This window comes from Methylobacillus sp. MM3 (genome assembly GCF_001645185.1).
GTDB lineage: Bacteria > Pseudomonadota > Gammaproteobacteria > Burkholderiales > Methylophilaceae > MM2.
In genome coordinates this window covers 19,876-43,250 of the sequence record NZ_LXTQ01000001.1, presented here as the reverse complement: position 1 = coordinate 43,250, position 23,375 = coordinate 19,876, and the positions used below count along the sequence as shown (strand labels likewise).

Annotated in this window: 23 protein-coding genes and 2 tRNA genes; 16 read left to right on the top strand and 9 right to left on the bottom strand. The window is 56.0% G+C overall.

Annotation, left to right across the window (positions count from 1 at the left end):
• Positions 1-104: 104 nt before the first annotated feature.
• Entirely contained in the window at positions 105-968 is an 864-nt protein-coding gene (locus A7976_RS00215; RefSeq protein ID WP_067105614.1) for an NAD(P)-dependent oxidoreductase, read from the top strand.
• 21 nt (positions 969-989) lie between these two features.
• Positions 990-2,210, top strand: a complete 1,221-nt coding sequence (locus A7976_RS00210; RefSeq protein WP_067105612.1) for an MFS transporter — start codon at positions 990-992, stop codon at positions 2,208-2,210.
• Positions 2,211-2,376: 166 nt separating this feature from the next.
• Here A7976_RS00210 and uvrB read toward each other — a convergent pair whose 3' ends face one another.
• The gene (gene uvrB, locus A7976_RS00205) at positions 2,377-4,443 is read right to left on the bottom strand and encodes an excinuclease ABC subunit UvrB (RefSeq protein WP_067107156.1); all 2,067 of its coding nucleotides are present in this window, start codon (positions 4,441-4,443) and stop codon (positions 2,377-2,379) included.
• A gap of 123 nt (positions 4,444-4,566) precedes the next feature.
• Between uvrB and A7976_RS00200 the strand changes: the two genes are divergently transcribed.
• Both A7976_RS00200 and A7976_RS00195 read left to right on the top strand, forming a co-directional pair.
• Entirely contained in the window at positions 4,567-5,553 is a 987-nt protein-coding gene (locus A7976_RS00200) for a serine protease (protein WP_067105610.1), read from the top strand.
• 103 nt (positions 5,554-5,656) lie between these two features.
• Positions 5,657-6,850 carry a pyridoxal phosphate-dependent aminotransferase gene (locus A7976_RS00195; RefSeq protein WP_067105608.1) on the top strand — a complete coding sequence of 398 codons (1,194 nt, stop codon included), beginning with the start codon at positions 5,657-5,659 and terminating at the stop codon, positions 6,848-6,850.
• A 113-nt stretch (positions 6,851-6,963) separates the two neighbouring features.
• On the opposite strand, the gene A7976_RS00190 is transcribed toward A7976_RS00195, so the two are convergent.
• From A7976_RS00190 to A7976_RS00180, 3 genes are all read right to left on the bottom strand, one after another.
• Positions 6,964-8,535 (bottom strand): tetratricopeptide repeat protein, encoded by a 1,572-nt coding sequence (locus A7976_RS00190; protein ID WP_082877898.1) that lies wholly within the window; start codon positions 8,533-8,535, stop codon positions 6,964-6,966.
• 174 nt (positions 8,536-8,709) lie between these two features.
• On the bottom strand, positions 8,710-9,483 hold the full coding sequence (locus A7976_RS00185) for an ankyrin repeat domain-containing protein (RefSeq protein ID WP_067105604.1): 774 nt from the start codon (positions 9,481-9,483) through the stop codon (positions 8,710-8,712).
• A 172-nt stretch (positions 9,484-9,655) separates the two neighbouring features.
• Positions 9,656-10,987: a hypothetical protein gene (locus A7976_RS00180; protein ID WP_131800970.1), complete on the bottom strand. Its 1,332-nt coding sequence runs from the start codon at positions 10,985-10,987 to the stop codon at positions 9,656-9,658.
• 61 nt (positions 10,988-11,048) lie between these two features.
• On the opposite strand from A7976_RS00180, the gene A7976_RS00175 reads away from it, so the two are divergent.
• From A7976_RS00175 to A7976_RS00165, 3 genes are all read left to right on the top strand, one after another.
• A tRNA-Asn gene (locus A7976_RS00175) sits at positions 11,049-11,124 on the top strand.
• A gap of 19 nt (positions 11,125-11,143) precedes the next feature.
• Positions 11,144-11,219 (top strand) — tRNA-Asn (locus A7976_RS00170).
• A 104-nt stretch (positions 11,220-11,323) separates the two neighbouring features.
• A complete protein-coding gene (locus A7976_RS00165; RefSeq protein WP_067105600.1) occupies positions 11,324-11,761 on the top strand; it encodes a hypothetical protein in 438 nt (145 codons plus the stop codon).
• Positions 11,762-11,815: 54 nt separating this feature from the next.
• Here A7976_RS00165 and A7976_RS00160 read toward each other — a convergent pair whose 3' ends face one another.
• Positions 11,816-12,886 carry a YdiY family protein gene (locus A7976_RS00160; protein ID WP_067105598.1) on the bottom strand — a complete coding sequence of 357 codons (1,071 nt, stop codon included), beginning with the start codon at positions 12,884-12,886 and terminating at the stop codon, positions 11,816-11,818.
• Positions 12,887-13,193: 307 nt separating this feature from the next.
• Between A7976_RS00160 and A7976_RS15445 the strand changes: the two genes are divergently transcribed.
• The 3 genes from A7976_RS15445 to A7976_RS00145 all read left to right on the top strand — a co-directional run bounded on the left by A7976_RS15445 (position 13,194) and on the right by A7976_RS00145 (position 15,661).
• Positions 13,194-13,502 (top strand): hypothetical protein, encoded by a 309-nt coding sequence (locus tag A7976_RS15445; protein WP_371440589.1) that lies wholly within the window; start codon positions 13,194-13,196, stop codon positions 13,500-13,502.
• A gap of 142 nt (positions 13,503-13,644) precedes the next feature.
• The gene (locus A7976_RS00150; RefSeq protein ID WP_067105594.1) at positions 13,645-14,019 is read left to right on the top strand and encodes a sensory rhodopsin transducer; all 375 of its coding nucleotides are present in this window, start codon (positions 13,645-13,647) and stop codon (positions 14,017-14,019) included.
• A 10-nt stretch (positions 14,020-14,029) separates the two neighbouring features.
• A complete protein-coding gene (locus A7976_RS00145; protein WP_067105592.1) occupies positions 14,030-15,661 on the top strand; it encodes an alpha-amylase family protein in 1,632 nt (543 codons plus the stop codon).
• Here A7976_RS00145 and A7976_RS00140 read toward each other — a convergent pair.
• Complete coding sequence (locus A7976_RS00140; RefSeq protein WP_205633419.1) at positions 15,658-16,662, bottom strand: TIGR03885 family FMN-dependent LLM class oxidoreductase; 1,005 nt, start codon at positions 16,660-16,662, stop codon at positions 15,658-15,660. The genes A7976_RS00145 and A7976_RS00140 overlap by 4 nt on opposite strands.
• Positions 16,663-16,768: 106 nt before the next feature.
• Complete coding sequence (locus tag A7976_RS00135; protein WP_067105588.1) at positions 16,769-17,044, bottom strand: cupin domain-containing protein; 276 nt, start codon at positions 17,042-17,044, stop codon at positions 16,769-16,771.
• A 121-nt stretch (positions 17,045-17,165) separates the two neighbouring features.
• On the opposite strand from A7976_RS00135, the gene A7976_RS00130 reads away from it, so the two are divergent.
• A complete protein-coding gene (locus A7976_RS00130; protein ID WP_067105586.1) occupies positions 17,166-17,675 on the top strand; it encodes a MarR family winged helix-turn-helix transcriptional regulator in 510 nt (169 codons plus the stop codon).
• Positions 17,676-17,737: 62 nt separating this feature from the next.
• The gene (locus A7976_RS00125) at positions 17,738-18,184 is read left to right on the top strand and encodes an SgcJ/EcaC family oxidoreductase (RefSeq protein WP_082877897.1); all 447 of its coding nucleotides are present in this window, start codon (positions 17,738-17,740) and stop codon (positions 18,182-18,184) included.
• Here the strand turns inward: A7976_RS00125 and A7976_RS00120 are convergent.
• Positions 18,181-18,990, bottom strand: a complete 810-nt coding sequence (locus A7976_RS00120; protein ID WP_067107150.1) for a TIGR01458 family HAD-type hydrolase — start codon at positions 18,988-18,990, stop codon at positions 18,181-18,183. The two genes, A7976_RS00125 and A7976_RS00120, sit on opposite strands and share 4 nt — an antisense overlap.
• An 88-nt stretch (positions 18,991-19,078) precedes the next feature.
• Between A7976_RS00120 and A7976_RS00115 the strand changes: the two genes are divergently transcribed.
• Positions 19,079-19,516, top strand: a complete 438-nt coding sequence (locus tag A7976_RS00115; protein ID WP_131800969.1) for a hypothetical protein — start codon at positions 19,079-19,081, stop codon at positions 19,514-19,516.
• A 13-nt stretch (positions 19,517-19,529) separates the two neighbouring features.
• Here A7976_RS00115 and A7976_RS00110 read toward each other — a convergent pair whose 3' ends face one another.
• Positions 19,530-21,317, bottom strand: a complete 1,788-nt coding sequence (locus tag A7976_RS00110) for an ABC transporter transmembrane domain-containing protein (RefSeq protein WP_067105582.1) — start codon at positions 21,315-21,317, stop codon at positions 19,530-19,532.
• 116 nt (positions 21,318-21,433) lie between these two features.
• Between A7976_RS00110 and A7976_RS00105 the strand changes: the two genes are divergently transcribed.
• From A7976_RS00105 to A7976_RS00095, 3 genes are all read left to right on the top strand, one after another.
• Positions 21,434-21,730 (top strand): hypothetical protein, encoded by a 297-nt coding sequence (locus tag A7976_RS00105; protein ID WP_067105581.1) that lies wholly within the window; start codon positions 21,434-21,436, stop codon positions 21,728-21,730.
• Between the two features lie 69 nt (positions 21,731-21,799).
• Positions 21,800-22,657: an NAD-dependent epimerase/dehydratase family protein gene (locus A7976_RS00100; RefSeq protein WP_067105579.1), complete on the top strand. Its 858-nt coding sequence runs from the start codon at positions 21,800-21,802 to the stop codon at positions 22,655-22,657.
• A gap of 12 nt (positions 22,658-22,669) precedes the next feature.
• On the top strand, positions 22,670-23,332 hold the full coding sequence (locus A7976_RS00095) for a DNA-3-methyladenine glycosylase (protein WP_067105577.1): 663 nt from the start codon (positions 22,670-22,672) through the stop codon (positions 23,330-23,332).
• The last annotated feature ends 43 nt before the right edge of the window (positions 23,333-23,375 follow it).

The window sequence follows — 23,375 nt, the reverse complement described above, 5'->3', positions numbered from 1 at the left end:
GCAACCGTGCGCGGAGGTGTCGGGTTTTTGTTTGGCTTAAATTGGAATGATCGTTCCCATTAAAAACTCTTTCATCAACCATTCCATCTTCAAAGGAATTCATCATGAGCACTGACAAACAACCCACCATCGCCGTTCTCGGAACAGGCCTGATCGGCGCCCCTGTCGCGCGCAACCTGCGCAAGCGGGGCTTCACGGTGCATGCCTGGAATCGCACCGCCGCCAAAGCGCATGCCCTGGCGAATGACGATATCCAAGCATTCGACAACCCGGCCGATGCGGTACGCGGTGCCGACATCATCGTGACCGTGCTCAAGGACGGCCCTAGCGTCGAGCAGGCCATACAGGCTGCGGCACCAGCTTTGGGCAAGGGGGCCGTCTGGCTGCAACTAAGCACGGTTGGCATCGAGGGAATCGATGCCCTGGCAGCATTGGCCGAACAGCATGGTCTGATCTTCTATGACGCTCCGGTGCAGGGCACCCGCCAGCCAGCCGAGTTGGCGCAACTGATCATCCTGGCCTCTGGCCCCATCGCCCAGCGCGAAGTCGTTCAACCGGTCTTCGATGCCATCGGCAAGCGCACCTTGTGGGTATCGGAGCAAGCGGGCACCAGCAGCCGCCTGAAACTCGCGCTCAACAGCTGGGCCTTTGCGCTGACCCACGGCCTTGCCGAAAGCCTGGCGCTTGCCAAGGGGCTGGGAGTCGATCCGGCGCTGTTGGTGGATGCGGTCACGGGCGGCCCGATGGACAGCGGCTATTTCCAGGCCAAGGCCGCCGCCATATTGGCGGACAACTACACCGCCAGTTTCTCCATCGCCAATGCGGTGAAGGATTCCCAATTGGTGGTCGATGCCGCCGCCCAAGCCGGGGTGCAGGTGGATGCGGCACAGGCCGGCCTCAAGCGCTTCGAACGTGCGCTGGAAGCCGGACACGGCGACAAAGACATGGCCGCGTCCTTCCTCGCCTGACATTCAAGAGAACAAGACCCTATGAGCATCCTAGAAAACGAAAACTCCGCAGCGGCAGCGCCTGCGGCAACTGCCGAAGGGCTTCCGCTATGGAAGCTGCTGGCATTCACGATGGCCGGCTTCCTCGCCATCATGACCGAGACCATGCCGGCCGGCTTGCTGCCGCAGATCAGCCAGGGCTTGGGCGTGTCCCAAGCCCTGGCGGGCCAGTTGGTGACGCTCTATGCGCTGGGTTCGGTGCTGGCGGCGATCCCGGTCATCGCCGCCACACGCAGTTGGAACCGCAGGCCGCTGTTCCTGCTGGCCATCGGCGGGCTGCTGGTGTTCAACACCGTCACGGCCTTGTCCGCCCACTATGGGCTGACCCTGGCTGCGCGCTTTGTCGCCGGCATGGCGGCCGGCGTGGTGTGGGGGCTGCTGGCAGGCTATGCGCGGTGTCTGGTGCCGCACCATCTACAGGGGCGCGCGCTGGCGGTGGCTGGCGTCGGTCAACCTATCGCCTTGGCTATCGGGGTACCACTGGGTACTTGGCTGGGCACCTTGTTCGACTGGCGTGGCGTGTTCTGGATCATGTCGGCGCTGTCGCTGCTGCTATTCACCTGGGTGCGGCTGGCGGTGCCGGATTTCGTGGGGCAATCGGCCAGGCAGCGCCTGCCGATCCGTCGCATCTTTCTGCTGCCGGGCATCCGTCCGGTACTGCTCGCGCTGTTCGCCTGGATACTGGCGCACAACATCCTCTACACCTACATCGCGCCCTTCCTCGCATCGGTGGGGCTGGGGCAGCGGGTGGATGCCGTGCTGCTGCTGTTCGGTGTAGCTTCCATCGTGGGGATATGGATCACCGGCCTGCTGGTGGATCGCGGGCTGCGCATGCTGACCTTGCTGAGCCTGGCTGTGTTCACTGTCGCCGCGCTGGTGTTGGGGTTCTCCGGCGGCTCTGCCATTGTTGTGCTGCTGGGCATCGCGGCATGGGGGTTGACCTTCGGCGGCGCACCGACTCTGTTGCAAACCGCGCTGGCCGACACGGCGGGGGATGGCGCGGACGTGGCGCAATCCATGCTGGTGACGGTCTTCAATCTGGCGGTGGCGGGCGGCGGTGTGGTCGGCGGCGTGATGCTGGAGCGATTCGGGCCGGCGTCCTTTCCCTGGGCGCTGGCGATGCTCGCGCTGTTCGGCCTGTCCGTGGTCTGGTCGGCCAGGATGCATGGTTTCAGGCCGGGCCATCGCGTCGTTACTGCTTAAGGTGACACGATGGCAAGGGCTGCGAGGTCAAGAACACGTTGCGGGCATCGTGTAGATTGTGTTGCCGATCGGGGCAGGCGGCACGGGACCGACATTTCGCTCAGCCCGGCGAGGAGCTGGTCACGGTCGCCGCCGGCCTTCGCTTTCTGAGGTGGTAAACCACAAATCAGGTCGCGTCCGGCGGCTCCGCGCCATAGAACTGCGCACGCAGGTTTTTCAATTCGTCGCGCAATTTGGCTGCTTTCTCGAATTCCAGGTTCTTCGCGGCGTCATGCATTTCCTTCTCCAGGCGCTTCAACTCCTTCACTACCTGCTTTTCGTTCATGGCATGGTAATTGGCAAAGGTCTGCGCAGCCTGGAGTTCCTTCTTGCCCGCCTCGGCATCGTAGACGCCATCGATGATGTCCTTGATGCGTTTGACCACGCCGCGCGGCGTGATGCCGTTGGCTTCGTTGAATGCCATCTGCTTCTTGCGACGGCGTTCGGTTTCGTCCATCGCCAATTTCATCGAGCGCGTGATACGGTTGGCGTAGAAGATCACCTTGCCGTTCAGATTACGCGCAGCACGGCCGGAGGTCTGGATCAGTGATCGTTCGGAACGAAGGAAGCCTTCCTTGTCCGCATCGAGCACGGCAACCAGCGAGACTTCGGGAATATCCAATCCTTCGCGTAGCAGGTTGATGCCGACCAGCACGTCGAATTCGCCCAGGCGCAGGTCGCGGATAATTTCCACGCGCTCCACCGTATCGATATCCGAGTGCAGGTAACGCACCTTGATGCCGTGCTCGGCAAGATAATCCGTCAGATCTTCCGCCATGCGTTTGGTTAGCGTCGTGACCAGCACGCGCTCACGGTCGGTCACGCGCAGCTTGATTTCCGATAATAGATCGTCCACCTGCGTATCGGCCGGTTTGACAATGATCTCCGGGTCGATCAGGCCGGTTGGGCGCGCCACCTGCTCGACCACCTGCTCCTGGTGCGTCGCTTCATAATCGGCAGGCGTCGCGGAAACGAACACGCACTGGCGCATCACCTTCTCGAACTCCTCGAAGCGCAGCGGCCGGTTATCCAGCGCGGACGGCAGGCGGAAACCGTAATCGACGAGGTTTTCCTTCCGCGCGCGGTCGCCCTTGTACATGCCGCCAATCTGCGGCACGGTGACGTGCGATTCGTCGATGATCATCAGCGCGTTCTTGGGCAAATAATCGATCAACGTCGGCGGCGGCTCGCCCACTCCGCGCCCGGTCAGGTGCCGGCTGTAGTTCTCGATGCCCTTGCAGAAGCCGATCTCGTTAAGCATTTCCAGATCGTAGCGAGTGCGCTGCTCGATACGCTGCGCCTCGACCAGCTTATTGGTCTTGATGAAAAAATCCACGCGCTCCCGCAACTCCTGCCGGATGGTTTCCATGGCGCGCAGGGTCGCCTCCCGCGCCGTGACGTAATGGCTGGAAGGAAAGATACGGAAATTGTGGATCTTGTTATAAATCTGCCCCGTGAGTGGATCGAATAGCGTAATCGATTCGATTTCATCATCAAACAGACTGATGCGTACGGCTGTTTCGCTGTTTTCCGACGGAAACACATCTAGCACATCGCCGCGCACGCGAAACGTGCCGCGCGCAAAATCGAATTCATTGCGGTCGTACTGCATGCGCGTCAGGTGCATGATCACGTCGCGCTGGCTGATCTTCATGCCATTATGGATATGCAGCACCATGCCGTGGTATTCGCCAGGGTCCCCGATGCCGTAGATCGCGGAAACAGTGGCAACGATGATGCTGTCTTCGCGTTCCAGCAGCGACTTGGTAGCCGACAAGCGCATCTGCTCGATATGGTCGTTGATGCTGGAGTCCTTCTCGATGAACAGGTCGCGCGACGGCACATAGGCCTCGGGCTGGTAATAATCGTAATAAGAAACGAAATACTCAACCGCGTTGTTGGGGAAAAACTCGCGGAATTCAGAGTAGAGCTGTGCCGCCAGCGTCTTGTTCGGCGCCATCACGATGGCCGGCCGCCCAAGACGCGCGATCACATTGGCCATGGTGTAGGTCTTGCCCGAACCGGTCACGCCCAGCAGCGTCTGATACTTCATACCCTGGCGCAAGCCTTCGGTCAGGCGCTCGATAGCTGCCGGCTGGTCGCCCGCAGGAGGGAAAAGCTGGTGCAGCTCGTAACGGCTGCCGGGGTAAGTGACGATCTCCGGCGGTGGGGTGCTATTCGTTAAATTCGACATTTCCATCCTGGAACTAATGTTTCGCGGCCTGGGTCATTTCTCATGCTGGCCTTGGGTTCATAAAACGCGCCGCGATCGACCCATCAAAGGATAAACAACGTGTATCGGATTCTTGTGATTCTCATGGCTGTACTTTTGTCGCCGGCGGCAAATGCATTCGACCAGCAATCCATGATGCGAGTTTTCTTTTCGATCGTTCTGGTACGTGGATACAACCAGGACGGTAGCCTGGCTTACGGCTCGGGCGTCGTCATCGGCGACAACAAGGTCGTCACCAACTGCCACGTGTTGCGCAAGACCAATCAAGCCTGGGTTTCGCAAGGCGAAGAAGCCTCCGCGATTGTATCAGTGCGGGTCGATGCGATGCATGATTTATGTCTGCTGAATACCGACCGCCTGCAGGCCCAGCCGGCTCCCCTGGGCAGTACCGCCGAGCTCGCCAAGGGCGACGAAGTCATCGCCATCGGCCACTCCAATGGCGTGCCCGCCCCGCTTGCTTCGCGCGGCCAGATAAAATCGCTCTATCCTTACGAGGGTGGCAATGTTGTGCGCACCAACGCCCGTTTCAGCCTGGGCGCCAGCGGCAGTGCGCTGTTCGACGGCCAGGGCCGGTTGATTGGCATCAATACTTTCAAGACGCCGGGCCGGGCCGCCTACTTCTACGCGATTCCCATTGAGTGGTTGAAAGAAGCCGAAATACAGCCGGCGCAGAGCAAACTGCCCGTTACCGGACAGGCGTTCTGGGAATTGCCGGATGAGGAAAAGCCTTTCTTCATGCAGGTAGCGCTGCCGCAATTGAATCACGATTGGGTCAGGCTGCAGGAAATCAGCCGTCACTGGATTGAGGCTGAACCTGACAATGCCGAAGCATGGTACGAATTGGGCACGGCGCAGGAAGGCCTTGACCAGCCGGGCGATGCCGAGAAATCTTACCGCCAGGCCATTGCGATCAACCCGAAACATAGCGAAGCGCTCTACCGTTTGGGCGTTTTTGCCTCGCAGCGAGGCGATCGTGAAGAAATGCACAACGTGAGTACCAAACTGACCAAAATCGATAGCGAGATGGCGGCGGAATTCAATAAGGCGGTCGGATGCGACGTCAATTGTTAAGAATTGATCAATGAGGCCTTAAATATCAAGGCCTCATTCTTTATCAGCTTCTGAATTACCGGTAAAATCGCAATAATTTTGCCCTAATTCAAGGACCACGATTTTGGAACTCTCCCGCCGCGTTCAAGCCATCAAGGAATCGCCCACCCTCGCCGTTACCGCGCGCGCCGCAAAACTGAAGGCCGAAGGCCGCGACATCATCGGCCTCGGCGCCGGCGAACCGGATTTTGATACCCCGCAGCACATCAAGGATGCGGCCAAGAAAGCCATCGACAACGGCTTCACCAAATACACCGCGGTGGGCGGCATTCCCGGCCTGAAGAAAGCCATAGTCGACAAATTCAAGCGCGAGAACGGCTTCGACTATACCGTCAACGAAGTCATCGTCGGCGTGGGCGGCAAGCAGTGCATCTTCAACCTGGCGCTGGCCGTGCTGGATGCCGGTGATGAAGTGGTCATCCCCGCGCCCTATTGGGTGTCGTATGCCGACATCGGCATCGTTGCCGAGGCCAAGCCCATCATCGTCGAATGCGGCATAGAGCAGGATTTCAAGCTGATGCCCGCGCAGCTGGAAGCGGCACTTACCCCGCAAACCAAGCTATTCTTCATCAACTCGCCGTCCAACCCGACCGGTTCGGTGTATACGCTGGAAGAGTTGCAGGCACTGGCCGCAGTGCTTAAGAAATTCCCGCGCGTGCTGATCGCCACCGACGACATGTACGAGCACGTCAACCTCACCGGCAAGCCGTTCGTCAATATCCTCAACGCCGCGCCAGAGCTGAAAGACCGTACCATCGTGCTCAATGGCGTTTCCAAGGCTTACTCCATGACAGGCTGGCGCATCGGCTACGCTGCGGGCCCGGCCAAGATCATCAAGGCCATGGAAATCCTGCAATCGCAGTCCACGTCCAACCCGACCTCGATTTCACAAGTCGCCGCGCAGGCCGCGCTGGAAGGTGACCAGGGCTGCATCGAACCGATGCTCAAGGCATTCCGCGAGCGCCACGAGTTCGTGGTCAATCGCTTCAATGAAATCCCCGGCCTCAAGTGCATCAAGGCCGGCGGCGCATTCTATGCCTTCCCCGATGCGCGCGCAGCCATCGCCAAGCTGCACAAGGAAGGCAAGATCAAGGAAGCGACCGACCTGGCGCTGTCCGATTATCTTTTGGAAACGGTTGGCGTCGCTGTCGTGCCAGGTTCGGCATTCGGTGCCGAAGGCTACTTCCGCATCTCGTTTGCAACTTCGATGGAAAACCTGAAGAGCGCGCTGGACCGTATCGAAAAAGCCCTGGCTTAATAAGCAATACACCGGAATGACAAAGCCCTGCATTGCGGGGCTTTTGTTTTTAATGCGCAGTCTCGAAAACCGGACGCTGACTCAAGCCGAGTCCAGGCTCGACTGACGTTTCATCACGGCTTGATTACCCGGATTGCGGTGATTCGCTTTTCCAGCTCTTCCGCTTCATTTTCCCGGTCGATTTTCCGATAAACCGCTGCCAGATTCTCAAGGCTCGCGGCTACAGAAGGATGGTCCGGGCCGTAAGCTTTTTCCAGGATAGCCAGCGAACGTGTATAAAGCTGCCCCGCCTCGGCGTATTTGCTCTGGGTTTTATACAATGTGGCGAGATTATTCAGGGTCGTCGCGATAGCAGGATGATCCGGACCAAGGGACTTCTCCAGAATGGTCAATGAACGCATGTAAAGCGGCTCGGCCTCCGCGTACTGGCCCTTGGCTTTGTAGAGCGCCGCAAGGTTGTTCAGGGTTGCGGCCACGGCCGGATGGTCCGGACCAAGCACTTTTTCGCGGATCGCCAGCACATGCTTGTAAAGCGGCTCGGCCTCTGCGTATCTGCCCTGCGTGTGATACATCTCCGCGAGGTTGCTCATGCTCTGGGCCACAGAAGGATGGTCCGGCCCCAGGGATTTTCTCAGGATCGCCAGCGAGCGCATGTAAAGCGGCTCGGCCTCTGCGTATCTGCCTTGATTCTTGTGCAGCGCTGCGAGATTGTTCAGGCTCGTAGCCACATTGGGATGATCCGGGCCGAAGGCCTTTTCGAGAATTGTACGCGAGCGTTTGTAGAGCGGTTCGGCAGGTGCGTATTTACCCTGGGTCTGATACATCTCCGCCAGATTATTGAGGCTCTGGGCCACGAAAGGATGATCCGGGCCGAAGGCTTGCTCCAGGATTGCAAGCGAGCGTTTATAAAGCGGCTCCGCCTGTACATATTGGCCTTGATTCTTGTACAGGGTGGCAAGGTTATTCAGGGTGGCGGCCACATCGGGATGATCCGGGCCGAAAGCCTTTTCCCTGATCGTCAGCGAGCGCTTGTAGAGCGGTTCGGCCAGCGCGTACCGCCCCTGGGTATCATAGAGCGCCGCCAGGTTGTTCAGCCCTTGCGCCACATAAGGATGATGCGGACCGAAGGCCTTTTCCAGAATCGTCAGCGAGCGTTTATAAAGCGGCTCCACCAGCCCATATTGCCCTTGGGTGCGATAGAGCTCCGCGAGATTATTCAGGCTTTGCGCCACATCGGGATGATGCTGGCCGAGAATCTTCTCCCTGATTTCCAGCGAACGCTTGTAAAGCGGCTCCGCCTGCGCGTATCGGCCTTGCGTATGATAAAGCGCCGCAAGGTTGTTCAGGCTTTGGGCGACAAGGGGATGCTCCACCCCAAGAGCCTTTTCCCGGATTGCCAGCGAACGTTGATAGAGCGGCTCGGCATCCGCATATTGACCCTTGGCCTTGTACAGTGCCGCAAGATTATTCAGGCTCGTCGCAACATTGGGATGATCAGGCCCGCCCCGCTCGGCCACTTGCAAGGATTTTTTTATCGTGGCCATCGCATTATCGTAGTTACCTTGCTTGTAGAGCAACATCGCTTCCCCATTGAGCGTTTCCCACTCAATGTCCGGAGTCTGAGCCAACAAACCAAAGCTGGGCATTAACAGAAGTGCCAGCAACCCCATCATTATTCGTTTCATAGTAGCCTTTCGTAATCGGCTAATGTTTAACGTGTGGGTAAGTTGCAACTACTTGTTAGTAATAGACAAAATTATTTCAATTTCGATCCATTACCTGTCCCATCGGCGCATAGAATCAATAGATTCCAGCCAGGAAAAAAGAGGGGGATATAAAAAAGCCCTGCATCGCAGGGTTTAAGGTGTCAAACCCTTGCTCAAAAGCAGTTCGACAATTGGTGCATTGCCCGCATCCATCGCCAGTGAAAGCGGCGTTATTCCGCTACGCGTGCCTGCCTTGATATCGGCATTCTTTTCAATCAGCAGTTCTGTGATCTCATTCGTCCCCGCCAGGATCGACAGCATTAGCGGGGTATATCCGTTACGATCGCGCTCATTGATATACGCCCCTCTAATAATCAGATTTTCTGCGATGGACTTATATCCTTCGGTCTTCTTTCCGCATGTCAACAACAGGGGCGTTTCACCCATCTTGTCATATTCGTTTACTTCGGCACCCGCCTTGATCAACATGTTTGCAATGACCGTAAACCCTTTCTTGATCGCAATGAGAAGAGGGGATTCGCCGTTGTTATTAGTAACGTGAATATTGAGATTGCTTTGAATGAGGAGATCGACCAGTTTGCGGTCCCCCGCCTCTACCGCGTTCAGGAACTCTTCTTTGGTCAGCGGAATTCCAAGCCTTTTCAGTTCGGCGAGCGCCCTTTCCTTCTCGTCGGCTTTTCTGAATGTCTCTGCTCGGTAAAATTGTCGTAGCCTGAGAATGTCATCCAGGACATCCTTGGGGAAACCCTGCCTTCCTCCGCGCTTATCGATGATCAGATCGTCGAAATAGTCGTCAATGGCCGGCGTTCCCCACAACTTCTCTATATTCATCAGGATACGGTCAAACTTTTCCTCCAGCGCATAAGGATAATCATTGCCTAGCATTTCGAACAAAGAGTGCTTCATCAAGCTGCCTTTACTGTTCATCCATCGGGCTTGTGAAGATGCAAGCTGCTGGAGATTTTCGATCAGTCTGAATCAATAAACATTCAATCCATGTCTGAGACAGACCATCGGAAGCGCGGTTTATTCAATGTTTTCCCGGTAATTGGCGAATTGCGTGTCTTCACGTTATTGCCTATTCCCCACCGCCAAACAGTTTATCCAGTGCCGATCCGGCCTTGACGCCCAGCCCCGTACCCAGCGGCCCCATCAGCACCGTGCCCGCCGCGCCGCCAGCCAGAGCAGCCTTGGTCGGCAATACCATTGGGCTATCCATGGTGCCGGAAATCACCAGCGGTACCGTCACCAACGAGATGCCTTTCTTGATATCCGCGTCGATTTTTCCGCTGAGCGATTTGTCCGGCATGACTTTGACATGCCCGTCTGCCGCCAGCAGCCCCGAGACGATATGCACCGGGCGCACTTCGACCTGTTTTCCGCGCGTGTAGAGCGTGCCGCCAAGTTCGTCGAAGCGCGTTTCACCGCCTGTCATGCCTTGACGAATCAGCAAGCTGGCGGCTTTGACGAGATCCATGCCGTAAAGCACGCCGTCGGTAACGCTGAATTTGTAATCAAGCATCATCGCATCGGCAAATTTTCCGGGGGTATTGGCGGTGCTGCTGAATTTTCCGTTGCCGGTAATGCGACCAGTAACTTTCACTGTCCGGGTAAATAGTCTGGTCGCGTCACCGAGTTCGATACCATTGGTTTTGATGCTGCCGGAGAGGCGCCAGTTTTTCTTCCAATCCAGCTTTCCGGAGGCGATCAGGCTGCCGCGATAGAGTGATGCCTCGACCTGCGGGAACTTGAGTGTCGAACCTGCGTATTCGAGATTGGCCGTGAGCTTGTCAAAAACAAGCCTGGGGCCAACCGGCGGCGTCCATTTTTCAGCCTTGATCTCGGCGGCATAGCCTGCGTCCTTGGGTACGAGATCGATGCTGAGCTTACCCTCGCTGCCGGTCAGCAATGCTTTCTCAAGTTTGCCGCCGGCAGCCAGGGCGATATCGGCATCCATCGTCGGCAGATTCATGCCGTCCATTTCAATCCTGGCGCCAGCCACCACGATGCGCCGCAACTCGACCGGCGCCGGTCCGCTGCTTTCGCCCTGCCTTGCGGCGATGGCGCCCAGCAGCGCAAGTGCAGATTGTTTCAGCACAGGCTCGTCGACATCCAGTCTGGAAACCACGCGCACGTCATCGAACAATGTGGTGACATCGAGCACCGCCGCAACGTCAGCTACGCGGATGTCTTCATTGTTGCCGACAACAAGGCCTTTGACGTTGGCGCGAGGGGTCGGCAGCACCGCAAAATGCAGGGATGCAATCTTGACCGGCACGCCGAGTTTCTGCGATGCGGCCTGCTCGATCTGGGCAATATAGGCCCCCATGGGTATCAGGAATGGGACAAGGGCAAGTACTATAAAAACAACGAAAATCGCAAGGAAAGTTTTTTTAAATTTCGTGTCCATTTTATTTATTGTGTTGGTTGACCGAGTGGCTACGAGTCAGTATTATTGCGGCTTTCTTGATTCCCCGATAGCTCAGTCGGTAGAGCAACGGACTGTTAATCCGTGTGTCCCTGGTTCGAGCCCAGGTCGGGGAGCCAACCAAAAAATCCGATATATTCCCCGATAGCTCAGTCGGTAGAGCAACGGACTGTTAATCCGTGTGTCCCTGGTTCGAGCCCAGGTCGGGGAGCCAAATCAGAAAACGGCTCACAGCGATGTGGGCCGTTTTCAATTCCACCCTCCATTACTGTGGCGGTATGATTCACTCCTCACCAACTTCAATTTGCAAAGAACACCATGGGAATTCTGGTAAATATCGTCAGCGCGGATGAAGAGGATGCCGAGGCCATCGGCGAGTCGAATCATCCGGTCGATGAATGGAATGGCATAGAAGCCCGCGACATCGACAAGGCAAAATTCATCACCCTGCACTGCCTGCTTACCGGCGATGGTATCGAAGACGCGGTTTATGGCTATGAGCCGGTTTACTATGTGGGCGAGGACGGCCCGGTCGTGCTGCGGGTTCCGGATGAGTTGACGGAGAAGCTGGCTGCGCTTGAAGAAGAAGCGCTGGAAATTGTAGGTGAAGAGTTGATCGCAACCGAGGAGTTTGAAATAAGCGACTTGCCGGTTGAGGAAGTGCAATCCCTGCTGGCGGAAATTTCCGCCTTGGCAAGATCGGCAGAGTCGCAAAACCAGGTACTGTTCATATGGATGCATCCGCTGCTGACGTAAGCCATCTCTCAGCCAGCAAAAAGCCAGCAGTTTTGCTGGCTTTTTTATTGCGCCTTACCAGCCGTATCCCAGGGTAAACAGCAAAGTCGAGTCCTCGCGCTCGCTGCCTTCCGCCGGAGTGCTATCCCAGTTGAAGTTGAATTGCGCCGTGGCATTGAAATCGAACAGCAATGGAAACCGGAAACCGGTTTTGGAAAAGACCAGTGTCTGGTTGGTTTGCTTCAACCCGATCAGCACTTCGTGTTCGTGAAAAAACCTGGTTTTCCCGTTAAAGAACAACTGATCGTATTTGGTGGCCCACCGTATGCCCGGATAGCCGTCATCCTCGGCCTCATAGTAATCCTCCTTGATGTAGTTAAGGCCGCCTTCAAGCGACAGATTCAGATTGGGCGTTTCGAATATCTGGTAACCGCTACCGGCACCGACAGTACTCCTTAGCCGGAGATCGCGAAAACGATCGTTTTCTAGAGTGGCATTGGAGTAGGCATACCATTTTCTTGAAAAGAAATAGTCATACTTTGCATTCGCGCGGCTGTTAAACAGGGTATTTCGCCCACGATCTTCAGCACGATTGAACTGCCCGCCGACGGTATAGCGCTGGCGCAATGCACGCGCGATGGTTTCTGCATCGAAGCGGAGTTGCTTCGTTTCGCTATTGCCGTTCGTCAATGTGGCACCCGCATTGATATTGCCCGACCAGCGGATGCCCTCGCCAGTCAGGTCGGGCGTGGGATTGAGATATTTGGTGCTGGTCAGATCGAAACTCGCTTCCGGCAGCTCCTGCACAGGCAGTTCCCTGTTCTCCAGCTCATCCTGGACTTTTACGGACTCCATCCTGGCACTGCCCGGATCGGCTTCCACCATGACGCCATGCAAGCTGGTGCCATCAGAAAGCACGACATGGAGCGGTTGTTCCGAGACCAGGTTAGCCACTTCCGACCACTGAATGGGAATATCGCCCGCGTATGTCGTTCTGAAAATTATCCTGTCGGATTCTTTTTTGATGATTTTGCCGGTAATGACGTCGCCATTTTTCATTCTGATTTCATCGGCATGGGCCGCATGATGGATCGATAATATGCAAAATGCGACTGCGGCCGCGCCTCCGATACGCTTGGGCAGCATGACTCCTCCTGATTGCAATTCGTTTCGAATATCGAATTAAAGACATGACCATACAAGAATAATTCCTGCAATGGCCTGAGCAGATCAGCCGCGTCTGTAATATTTGTCATAAATATGTAACACACGAGAATCGGGTTACCCATTAAATTGCCTCTCTGACAAATACATATATTGGAGAGCCATCGTGAAAATCAGTAAACCGGAATACCTTGAAAAAGCGCTGCTTCTGTCTGCGGAAGAACAGGAACGCCTTTTATCGCGGATGACCGGAAAACTGCCTCGCAGGCTGGAGAAAGACAAATTGAGCGTGGCTGAAGCTCTGGCGATCCAGCTTGAAATCGAAGACGAGCAGTTGAATGAATGGCGTGAAAAAATGCACTCCATGAAAGAGTCCGGCAAGCAGGAGATCAAGGCAAAGGTTAAAACAGAAGAGAAAGAAAAACCTGCCAAGATCAAACAAGGCACAAAAGAAAAGGCTATTCCTCAAATCGCGGCCAAAACGCCTGCAAAAACCGTCAAGAAAACTGCAGCCGTAAAGCCTGACGGCCCGAAACCGGCCACGACTGCATCTGCATCCGCCAAATCGGCGACTCCTGCAAAATCCAGAAAAACCTGATTTTCCCAAACACCGGAATCATGCAAAGGCCAGCATTTCGCTGGCCTTTTGTTATGGATTTAACGTCTTTCAGTGCTCTTGATGTAACTTTCCCGATGGCGATGAATCATACGATTGTTTTCACATTGGAAAGGAGCGTCGCATGGAAGCCATCGGAAAGAAAGTATGGGCTATCGCCGAAGGTTACATTCCACCCTACGGGCATGGCCCTGCTCCTCAATTCGAAAGCCATGAAACAGCATGCATACTCAATACTGGCGACAGCGAGGCGCACATCGAAATCATGGTCTACTTTTCAAATCGCGAGCCTGCCGGACCGTACAAAGTGGTCGTTCCTGCACGGCGCACGCTGCATTTGCGATTCAACAATCTGAAAGACCCGGAGCCTGTTCCATTCGGGATCGACTACGCAAGCGTGCTCGTGTCGGATGTGCCTATCGTGGTGCAACATACCCGGCTCGACAGTCGGCAAAGCGAAAATGCGTTGATGACGACCATGGCTTACGCTGTCCATTGAAGCGCGAGCCATGTCTTTCTATTGGTACAAGAATACGGTTTTCTATTCGCTGGACATTGAAACCTTTTATGATTCGAACGACGATGGCTACGGCGATCTTCCGGGCCTGATCGAGCGCCTCGATTACATCGCCAGCCTTGGGGTAGGTTGCATCTGGTTGCAGCCTTTCTTTCCCTCGCCTGATCGTGACAATCGCTACGATGTCATCGATTACTACAGTGTCGATCCCCGCCTCGGCACCTTGGGCGACTTTGCCGAACTCATGGACAAGGCCGATCATTACGGCATTCGCATCATTGTCGATCTGGTGGTAAACCATACCTCCATTCACCATCCCTGGTTTCAGGAAGCTCGCAAGGATAAGTCTTCACGTTACCGGAATTATTATGTATGGTCCGATGCGCCTTTACGCTTCGACCAGAAACACCTGGTACTCAAAGGCGAGGTTCAAACTGTCTGGACATATGACGACACAGCCCATCAGTACTACCTGCACCATTTCTACGAGGAGCAACCGGACCTCAACCTGGTCAACCCGGCCGTACGAGAGGAAATCCTGCACATCATGGGATTCTGGCTGCGACTGGGAGTGGCCGGCTTCCGCGTCGATGGAGTGAAATATCTGATCGACGGCTATGGAAAGGAGGCGGAGCCCCGGCTACATTTCGAATATCTGCAGGAAATGCGCGAGTTCGTCGCCGTACGCAAGAGCGAGGCCATCCTGATCGGCGAAACCAATCTCGAGCCCAAGGATCTCGTGCTCTTCGTCAATGATGAAGACGGCATGCACATGGGCTACAACTTCTACGTCAACCAATACCTGTTTCTCTCATTGGCAACCGAAAAGGCGGCCCCACTGCAAAAAGCCCTGCGCGCGATGCCCCGCATTGACCCGATGAGTCAGAACCAGATGCTGAGCTTTTTGCGGCATCATGACGAACTGACATTGAAGCTACTCAAGAAAAAGGAATACGAGCGGATATTCGAACGATTTGCACCGGATGAAAACATGCGCATCTATGAGTCGGGCATACGACGCCGACTGGTTCCTTTGCTCCATGGCAACCGAAAGATGCTGGAACTGGCCTACAGCCTGATGTTCAGCCAACCCGGCGTGCCCTTGATCCGCTTCGGAGAAGAGCTTGGCATGGGCGATAACCTTGCATTGGAAGGCCGTAACAGCGTACGCACTCCGATGCAATGGTCGGATGATTCCAATGCCGGCTTTACCACGAATGAACGCCATACGCCCGTGCATCCAATCATCGAGGATGGCCCATACGGTTATCGCGAAGTGAACATGTACAAGGAGCAACGCGAGCCGGACTCGCTACTCAATTGGCTGCAAAGGCTGATCGTCATCCGCAAGCGCTGCCCGGAAATCGGCCTGGGAAAACTCAGGGTCATCCGTAACGGCCACCCTGCCGTTCTTATTCATACCATCGAATGGAATAACGAGTTATTGATATTCCTGCACAATTTATCCGACGAAGTTGTAAAACTCGAACGCACGGCATTCGATACATCGCAAAAACGCTGGACACCGATGTTTTGTAGTGTGGAAACACATCATTTCAAAAATGGCGATGTTACCCTCAAGGCATACGGCTACACATGGTTGCACGCAGATAAAAGAAACTAGGATGAAAGTTGCCTGACTCGGGGCAGAACAAACTTGCCGAATGTCTCAATGAAAGTTTCGTGGCTACGGTTAACGTTATGAAGAATGATGGTATCGACTCCAAGCGCGGCAATTTCGCCTATTCGTTCAACGTAAACCTGCGGTTCGGATGACACGATGACATGCTGCCGCATCGTCTCGGGCGTGATGTTTTTTGCCAGCTCTTCAAATTGGGCAACTTGTGCAATATCGGCCATGATCAGGCTGCTAAAGACATTGGTACGCCATTGATCATGAGCCCCCATGAGGGCTTCCCTCTCATCGGGCGCATAGGAAACGTCCAGCTTTACGTGCACCGGTTTGCTTTCTCCTCCCCCATGCCGAAATGCATCCATGATTTCCTTGAGTTTTTCCGGCGTCTGACAGACCGTCACCAGACCATCAGCCCATGCGCCCATCCAGGCGGCGGTATCCTTCGACATTGCCGCGCCAAAAAGCAAAGGAGGAGCAGCTGGCAAAGTATAAAGGCGGGCATGCTTCACCGTAACCCGTCCCCGATGCGTCAATGTTTCTCCCACAAGCAATCGCCTTATGACATTCACGCATTCCAGCAGGCGCGCATTGCGCTCATCCTTGGGTGGCCATTGTTCGCCGGTAATGCTTTCGTTAATAGCCTCGCCGCTGGCGAGATTGAGATGAAAACGTCCGGGAAACATTTCGCTTAAGGTAGCAGCGGCTTGCGCCACTACTGCAGGATGGTAACGTTGGCCGGGGGCACATACCACGCTGAAAGGCAATGAAGTCTGTTGCATTGCCGCCCCCAGCCATGCGAATGAAAACCCGCCATGACCCTGACGTTCACTCCACGGATGGAAATGATCCGAAGAATGAATGGCATCGAATCCTTCCCTCTCTGCCATTGCGACAAACTTGAGTAATTGGGATGGAGGAAATTGCTCATGCGAGGCTTGATAGGCAATTCGTATCATGCTTTTTGTCCCGGTGGCGCAGCGCGCATTCATTTTGGAACCACGGCATGACCAAAAGTTTGCAGTCCATGTCCATGAATAACAGGCAATAAAAAAGGCATCCGAAGATGCCTTTTCAACACACTGTTTGAAGCCCGAATTAACCGTGCTTGTAGTGCTTGCGCAGCGGCTTGACGACTTCCCACTGGGTGTCGAGGCCAGCCGGGAACACAACCAGGTCGCCCGGAACGATGCGAACGGCTTCGCCGCCCTTGGGGGTTACAAGGATTTCGCCTTCCAGAACATAGGCGGTTTCCTTGATGCCGAAATCCAGGGGGAACTTGGAAACTTCCTTTTCCCAGATGTTCCAGCTGGAAACACCCAGTTCCTTAAGACGTGCTTCGCTCGGGTTGTGTTCGATGGTGATTTGGCTCATGTTGATTCCTGATAGTTGGTTACGAATTTCATGGAGGCGCGATTTTAACATTTTTGCCGCCATTAAAAGCCCTAATGTTTTCAAGGCTTGACAAACTAGTTAGCATCCTTATAATCAACTCATGCTATTACTTAAAGACCTGCCGAAGTACGACACCCTCCAGCGTTTCGCCGACCGCTACGCTGAAATGGATGTGTCTGCAGTACAGACTTTTCTCATGCTGCTGCGGGTTGCGAGCGATGTGATCGAAAACCTGGATGCCTGCCTCGCACGCCACGACCTGTTGCAAGGCCGGTGGTGGGTATTGATCTTGCTGATGCGCGAACAGAACCTGACGGCCAGCCCTTCCGTTCTGGCGGATAAGGCAGGCGTCACGCGCGCCACCATGACCGGTCTTCTCGATAGCCTGGAGCGTGCCGAGTTGATCGAGCGCATCCCCAACCCTGACGACAGGCGCATGCTTAACGTCCGCCTCACGGAAAAAGGCCAGCAACGCCTGGATGAAGTGATGCCCGACTATTACAGCCGCGTTGCGCGCGTGATGGAAGAATTATCGGAAGATCATCGCCAGCTTTTGATGGAAATGCTGAGTAACGTCGGTAGCCGCGTCGATCTATTAGGCGCCGCTTGAGTTTTTGCCCATATAGTTAGGGCCCTATCTATTTGTTGTCTAACTTAATCAGGAGAGTTGTCATGAATCAAATATCCCATATCAAAACCGCAGCTGTAGCCGGACTGGTTGCCTTGGCAGGCGCCGCGCATGCGGGTGATACCATCGAGGCAAAAGTGACTGAAGGCAATGCTGCCTGGAATGCGGCTTTCAATGCCGCCAACGCAGAAGCCCTAGCCGCGCTCTACACCTCGGACGCAACACTGGTGCCGCCGACGGGAACGACCGTCAAGGGTACTGCCGCCATCCAGGAATTCTGGAGCGGGCTGTTCAAGGCCGGGTTCAAGGATCACAAGATCGATCTGGTCAGCGTCCGCCAGGAAGGCGATCTGACCATTGCCGTCGCGAAGTGGCAAGCGACCGGTCCAACGGATAATGGAACGACGAAACAATACGGCGGCCAATTGGTAAACATTCTGCAAACGCAGAAAGACGGTCAGGCACGCAGCATTCTTCACACCTGGAATTAATATCCAGCCACCCTCCCCGCCGGGGAGGGTCGTAATCCCAATGCAACCGGCAAATCGCAAACCGAATCAAGCAAAATATCGGGACGTATGGATGATGCCTCCACATACGTCTGTCGATATTTCCCTGTTTTGACGAGGATGCCTTTCAGGCCGGCCTGCTGTCCGCCGCCGATGTCGGAATCGATATCGTCGCCGATGATGGCAGCGGCATCGGCCGTCAGGCCCATATCGTCCAGTGCAATCTGGAAAAAATCGATGGAAGGTTTGCCGATGATGGTAGTTTTCACGCCGCTGGCATATTCGAGCGCGTGAACGAAGCCACCGATATCCATCTGCAAGCCCTGCTCCGTCTGCCAGAATCGGTTCTTGTGAATCGCGATCAGTTTCGCCCCGCGCATCAGGCAATTGAAAACTTCATTGAGGAGATCGTAACTCCAGGCATTGCCGATATCGCCGACGACGATCACCTCGGCTTCGGTGTCCGATTGCCGGAACTCCGCGAAATCCTTTTTGACATCTTCTGCCAGCAACAGACGGCAAGTCGGGCTGCCCATCCCTCGCAGATAACGAACTGCAGCTTGCGGCGCGCTGATGATTTCTTCAGGAGGAATTGCAAAGCCCAAGGCATTGATCTTGCGGGCCAGCGAGCCAAGCGACAAGGTACTGGTATTGGTAATGAAACGGCATGGTATGCCGCTGGATCGCACGGAGGCCACCGCATCCGCCGAGCCCTCTATCGGTTGGGATCCGATATAGAGCACTCCATCGAGATCGAACAGAAGGCCTTGAATGTCGAGTTGATTCATGAGCGTCATGATAGGCTCCGGCTAGGCTATTTTCTTTATGGCTATTCTCGGGCTTACAATGGGCACGATTTCACTTTCGGGAAACATCATGATGAACCGTTTGTTTTCAATTGCCAAACCAGCGCTTGCAATTCTGGCTGCACTTTTAGTGGCAGGCTGCGGTGGCGGACGAGGTATTTCGGACAGCAAGGGCACGCTGGCGGTAATCGAGATCGCAAAGAAATCGCCAACATCCGTCGGCGATTGTCCCGTCAAGGTCACCATCTCCAATCGCATGAACATTGGCTGGGATGGCGTCAGCTATCATCTTGCCATGCACAATCGCAAAGGCGTGTCCGTCGGGAGGCTGATGGGTTCACCGCGCAAGAAAACGCCGGCGGGAGAAGATTTGATGGATACCGGCAGCGTACTCGGTGTGAAATGCGAAGATATTACCGGCCTGGCATTGGTGTATTTCGGTTATTACCCGACAGGCAAGAAAGAAGCGCATGCGCATGTGAAATCGGTGCGCGTCATCCTGAAATAATCTTCCAGAAGGTCTAGCCCGCCGACGCTTTATCCTCCTGCAAGAATTGCAGGCTCGCCAGATTGGAATACAAGGCATTGGCACGCATCAGTTCGGCGTGCGTGCCAATATCCACGATGCGGCCATGATCCATCACTGCAATACGATCCGCGCCCTGCACCGTCGCCAGACGATGCGCGATGATCAACGTAGTACGATTCCGCATCAATCGTTCCAGCGCCAGCTGCACCATCTGCTCGCTGGCGGCATCGAGCGCACTGGTGGCTTCGTCCAGCAATAGAATCGGGCGATCCGCCAGAATCGCGCGTGCAATCGCAATCCGTTGACGCTGCCCGCCCGAAAGCCGAACGCCGCGTTCGCCCAGGAAAGTCCCCAACCCCTCCGGCATGCGGGCGATAAATTCCATGGCACATGCCATTTCACATGCGGCTTCCACCTCTGCATCGCTCGCCTCGGGCCGTCCGTAACGCACGTTTTCGGCAATGCTGGCGGCGAAAATCACCGGGTCTTGCGGCACCAATGCAATTCTTGATCGCACATCCGAGGGATCGGCCGTACGGATGTCCACGCTGTCGATCAGCACCCTGCCCTGTTGCGGGTCGTAATAGCGCAGCAGCAACTGGAATACCGTGGTTTTTCCTGCGCCGGAAGGCCCCACCAAGGCCAGTTTTTCACCTGGCTGCGCCGTCAGGGTAAAGTCGCGTAAAGCCGGCGTGTCGAGCCGCGATGGATAATAAAAAGTCACGTTATCGAAACCGATAGCGCCCCTCGCCGGGCTCGGCAACGCAACGGGATTGGTCGGCGCGGAGATTTCGGATTCGGTCGCCAGCAGTTCCATCAGCCGTTCGGTTGCACCGGCGGCACGCTGAAGATCACCAATGACTTCGGAAATGGTACCGACGCCTACCGCCATCATGACTGCATAGAAAATGAACGCCGACAGCTGCCCGCCGGAGAGCCGCCCCGCGACCACGTCATGCCCGCCTACCCAAAGAATGAATCCGATCGCGCCGAACACGAGCAGGATCACCGCAGCCATCAACGAGGCGCGCTGGACGATGCGGCGCACGCTGGTGGCGAACACTGCCTCCACGCGCTCGCCAAACAGACGCGTGTCCTGCGCCTGATGGCCGTACGCCTGGACGGTGCGGATTTCGTGCAATGCTTCGTCGATATAAGCCCCGACATCGGCCACGCGATCCTGGCTGGCGCGCGACAACTTGCGTACGCGCCGCCCAAACAACATGATAGGGCCAAGCACCAAGGGCACTCCGAGCAACACCAGCCCGGTGAGCTTGGGACTGGTAATCAGCAGCATGATCAATGCGCCCGTCATGTTCAGCGCATTGCGGAGCGCCATTGAAATGGATGACCCGATGGCATTTTCCAGCACGGTCGTGTCGCTGGTCAGGCGCGAGATCACCTCACCGGTGCGCGTGATCTCATAAAATCCGGGGGAAAGCTTAAGCAGATGCGCGAATACCTCGCGCCGGATATCGGCAGTCACGCGCTCGCCTATCCATGACACATAATAAAAGCGGACAAAAGTAGCCGCCGCCATGACGGCGACGACAATCAACATGCCGAAAAGCGCCTGATCGAGCAGCGCCGCGTTGCTCGCAGTCAATCCGTGATCGATGACTTTCTTCAACCCTTGCCCCAGGGCCAGTATGCTGCCGGAGGCCATCACCAGCGCCGTCGACGCAATCGCAATCTGCCGACGATAAGGCTTGAGAAAGCCTGCAATACGGGCCAGTTGGCGGATGTCGCGGGATTTGGGGCGGTTGCGGGTGTCGTCCATGGCAGAGCCTGCTTCGGTAAAGTTGATCCAACGTGCTTGGACGCTCAACGCTATCACGTTTCAGAACCCTGTGCCGCAAGCGAATGTCTGAATGATTATCCAGGAGTCCCGACATCATGAAATCATTACTGCCCATCCTTCTTGTCACCGCCTTGCTTGCGGCCTGCGCCACTACACCCGAAGAACAGCGGGCCAGAGCCGAACGCGAAGCGAATCGCCTCAAGCAAACCTACGGCCAGACCTGCGAACAGTTAGGCTACCAGCCGGAAACCGACAAATGGCGCGATTGCCTGCTGGAGCTCGAAAACCAGCGGTTGATGGAGCGCATGGATTGGTACTATCCCGGCTACTATTCACCTTTCTATTACACGCCTTTCTGCCATCATCACGGCGGCCGGCTGGTCTGCCATTAACCATCCGCCACTACTGTGCCCGAGGAGACTCTGCGGTATAGTTTGCAGCGATCCAACTCGGGAAACACCATGCTTACAGACATTCTGATTGCCGGTTGCGGCGATCTCGGTAGCACGCTGGGGCAAGATCTGGCGACGCGCAGCTATCGTGTCGCCGGATTGCGCCGCACGGCTTCCCCCTTGCCGGGCGCCATCCGCACATTATCCGGAGACGTCACGCAGGCGCACACGCTCAATCACCTCGCCGAATTGCGGCCCTCCATTCTGGTGTACAGCGTCTCGGCCGATGTCCAGAGCGACGACAGTTATCGCGCCCATTATGTCGATGGTCTGCGCAACATGCTGACGGCCCTGAAATCTACCGACAGCCTGCGGCATGTGTTTTTTGTTTCCAGCACGCGGGTATACGGACAATCCACTGAAGAGCTCCTGGATGAACGAACGCCGGCAATTCCTGCGGATTTCGGTGGTCAGCGCCTGCTGGAGGCCGAATCTCTCCTTGCAACAGCCGCATGTCCGGGCACCGCACTACGGCTGTCGGGCATATACGGCCCCGGCCGCACGCGCCTGTTGAAACTGGCTGCCAACTCCGCAGACTGGCCTGCCCGGAATACCTGGACCAATCGCATCCATCGCGACGATGCGTCGGCCTTTATCGCACTATTGATACAGCGTGTCATGAACCATGAGCCGGTCGAGAGTTGCTACCTCGTCACCGACAGCACGCCGGTTCCGCAGTACGAGGTGTTGCGCTGGCTGGCGGGAAAAATGGGAGCCGAAAGCCTTCCCGCGCCCGACCCTGCCGTCATCGGCGGCAAGAAACTCGACAACGCCCGCATGCTGGAAACCGGCTTCGCGCTGCACTATCCGAGTTATCGCGAAGGCTATGCTGACGAGCTGCGCGCCTATCTCGCAACTGCCGTATAACCGCCAAGCGCCATGACGACTCCTTCTGACACCTCCACCTCCCTGCTGCACCTTGCCGCTTGCGATCCGGACTTGGCAACACTGATCGCGCGCGTCGGCCCCTGCGGGCTGACGCCTCGCCTGGAGCGGGAACCCTACGAAGCACTGGTGCGCGCCATTGCCTACCAGCAACTGCACGGGAAAGCGGCCGAAGCCATACTGGCGCGTTTCATCGCACTATTCCCGGAATCGTCTTTTCCACTGCCTCACGATGTGCTGGCGAAGGAAGAAATCGCTCTGCGCGGATGCGGATTCTCCGCGTCCAAGATTGCTTCGATCCGGGGCATCGCGCAAGGCACCCTGGATGGACTGGTTCCCAGTCTTGCACTGGCAACAGAGTTATCCGATGAAGAGTTGATCACGCGTCTCGTCACCCTGCGCGGTGTCGGCCAATGGACGGTGGAGATGTTCCTGATGTTCGCCCTCGGACGGCCAGACATCTTGCCGGTGGACGATTTCGGCGTGCGCGAAGGATGGCGCGTACTGAAAAACCTGCCGCAGCAGCCCAAACCCAAGGCGCTGGCGGAAATCGGGCTGGCCTGGAGTCCTTACCGCTCAACCGCCGCGTGGTATCTCTGGCGTGCAGCCGAGCTTGCAAAAAACACAGGGAAAGCCTACCCCAACCCCGTTGCCTGATTCATATCGCCTTTCGTCGGAAAAATACTCCGTTCGTCGGCTT

Coding starts and splice junctions, on each gene's coding strand:
- A7976_RS00215 (WP_067105614.1), top strand. CDS start 105: ATGAGCACTGACAAACAACCCACCATCGCCGTTCTCGGAACAGGCCTG.
- A7976_RS00210 (WP_067105612.1), top strand. CDS start 990: ATGAGCATCCTAGAAAACGAAAACTCCGCAGCGGCAGCGCCTGCGGCA.
- uvrB (WP_067107156.1), bottom strand. CDS start 4,443: ATGTCGAATTTAACGAATAGCACCCCACCGCCGGAGATCGTCACTTAC.
- A7976_RS00200 (WP_067105610.1), top strand. CDS start 4,567: ATGGCTGTACTTTTGTCGCCGGCGGCAAATGCATTCGACCAGCAATCC.
- A7976_RS00190 (WP_082877898.1), bottom strand. CDS start 8,535: ATGAAACGAATAATGATGGGGTTGCTGGCACTTCTGTTAATGCCCAGC.
- A7976_RS00185 (WP_067105604.1), bottom strand. CDS start 9,483: ATGAAGCACTCTTTGTTCGAAATGCTAGGCAATGATTATCCTTATGCG.
- A7976_RS00180 (WP_131800970.1), bottom strand. CDS start 10,987: ATGGACACGAAATTTAAAAAAACTTTCCTTGCGATTTTCGTTGTTTTT.
- A7976_RS00165 (WP_067105600.1), top strand. CDS start 11,324: ATGGGAATTCTGGTAAATATCGTCAGCGCGGATGAAGAGGATGCCGAG.
- A7976_RS00160 (WP_067105598.1), bottom strand. CDS start 12,886: ATGCTGCCCAAGCGTATCGGAGGCGCGGCCGCAGTCGCATTTTGCATA.
- A7976_RS00150 (WP_067105594.1), top strand. CDS start 13,645: ATGGAAGCCATCGGAAAGAAAGTATGGGCTATCGCCGAAGGTTACATT.
- A7976_RS00145 (WP_067105592.1), top strand. CDS start 14,030: ATGTCTTTCTATTGGTACAAGAATACGGTTTTCTATTCGCTGGACATT.
- A7976_RS00140 (WP_205633419.1), bottom strand. CDS start 16,662: ATGAATGCGCGCTGCGCCACCGGGACAAAAAGCATGATACGAATTGCC.
- A7976_RS00135 (WP_067105588.1), bottom strand. CDS start 17,044: ATGAGCCAAATCACCATCGAACACAACCCGAGCGAAGCACGTCTTAAG.
- A7976_RS00130 (WP_067105586.1), top strand. CDS start 17,166: ATGCTATTACTTAAAGACCTGCCGAAGTACGACACCCTCCAGCGTTTC.
- A7976_RS00125 (WP_082877897.1), top strand. CDS start 17,738: ATGAATCAAATATCCCATATCAAAACCGCAGCTGTAGCCGGACTGGTT.
- A7976_RS00120 (WP_067107150.1), bottom strand. CDS start 18,990: ATGAATCAACTCGACATTCAAGGCCTTCTGTTCGATCTCGATGGAGTG.
- A7976_RS00115 (WP_131800969.1), top strand. CDS start 19,079: ATGATGAACCGTTTGTTTTCAATTGCCAAACCAGCGCTTGCAATTCTG.
- A7976_RS00110 (WP_067105582.1), bottom strand. CDS start 21,317: ATGGACGACACCCGCAACCGCCCCAAATCCCGCGACATCCGCCAACTG.
- A7976_RS00105 (WP_067105581.1), top strand. CDS start 21,434: ATGAAATCATTACTGCCCATCCTTCTTGTCACCGCCTTGCTTGCGGCC.
- A7976_RS00100 (WP_067105579.1), top strand. CDS start 21,800: ATGCTTACAGACATTCTGATTGCCGGTTGCGGCGATCTCGGTAGCACG.
- A7976_RS00095 (WP_067105577.1), top strand. CDS start 22,670: ATGACGACTCCTTCTGACACCTCCACCTCCCTGCTGCACCTTGCCGCT.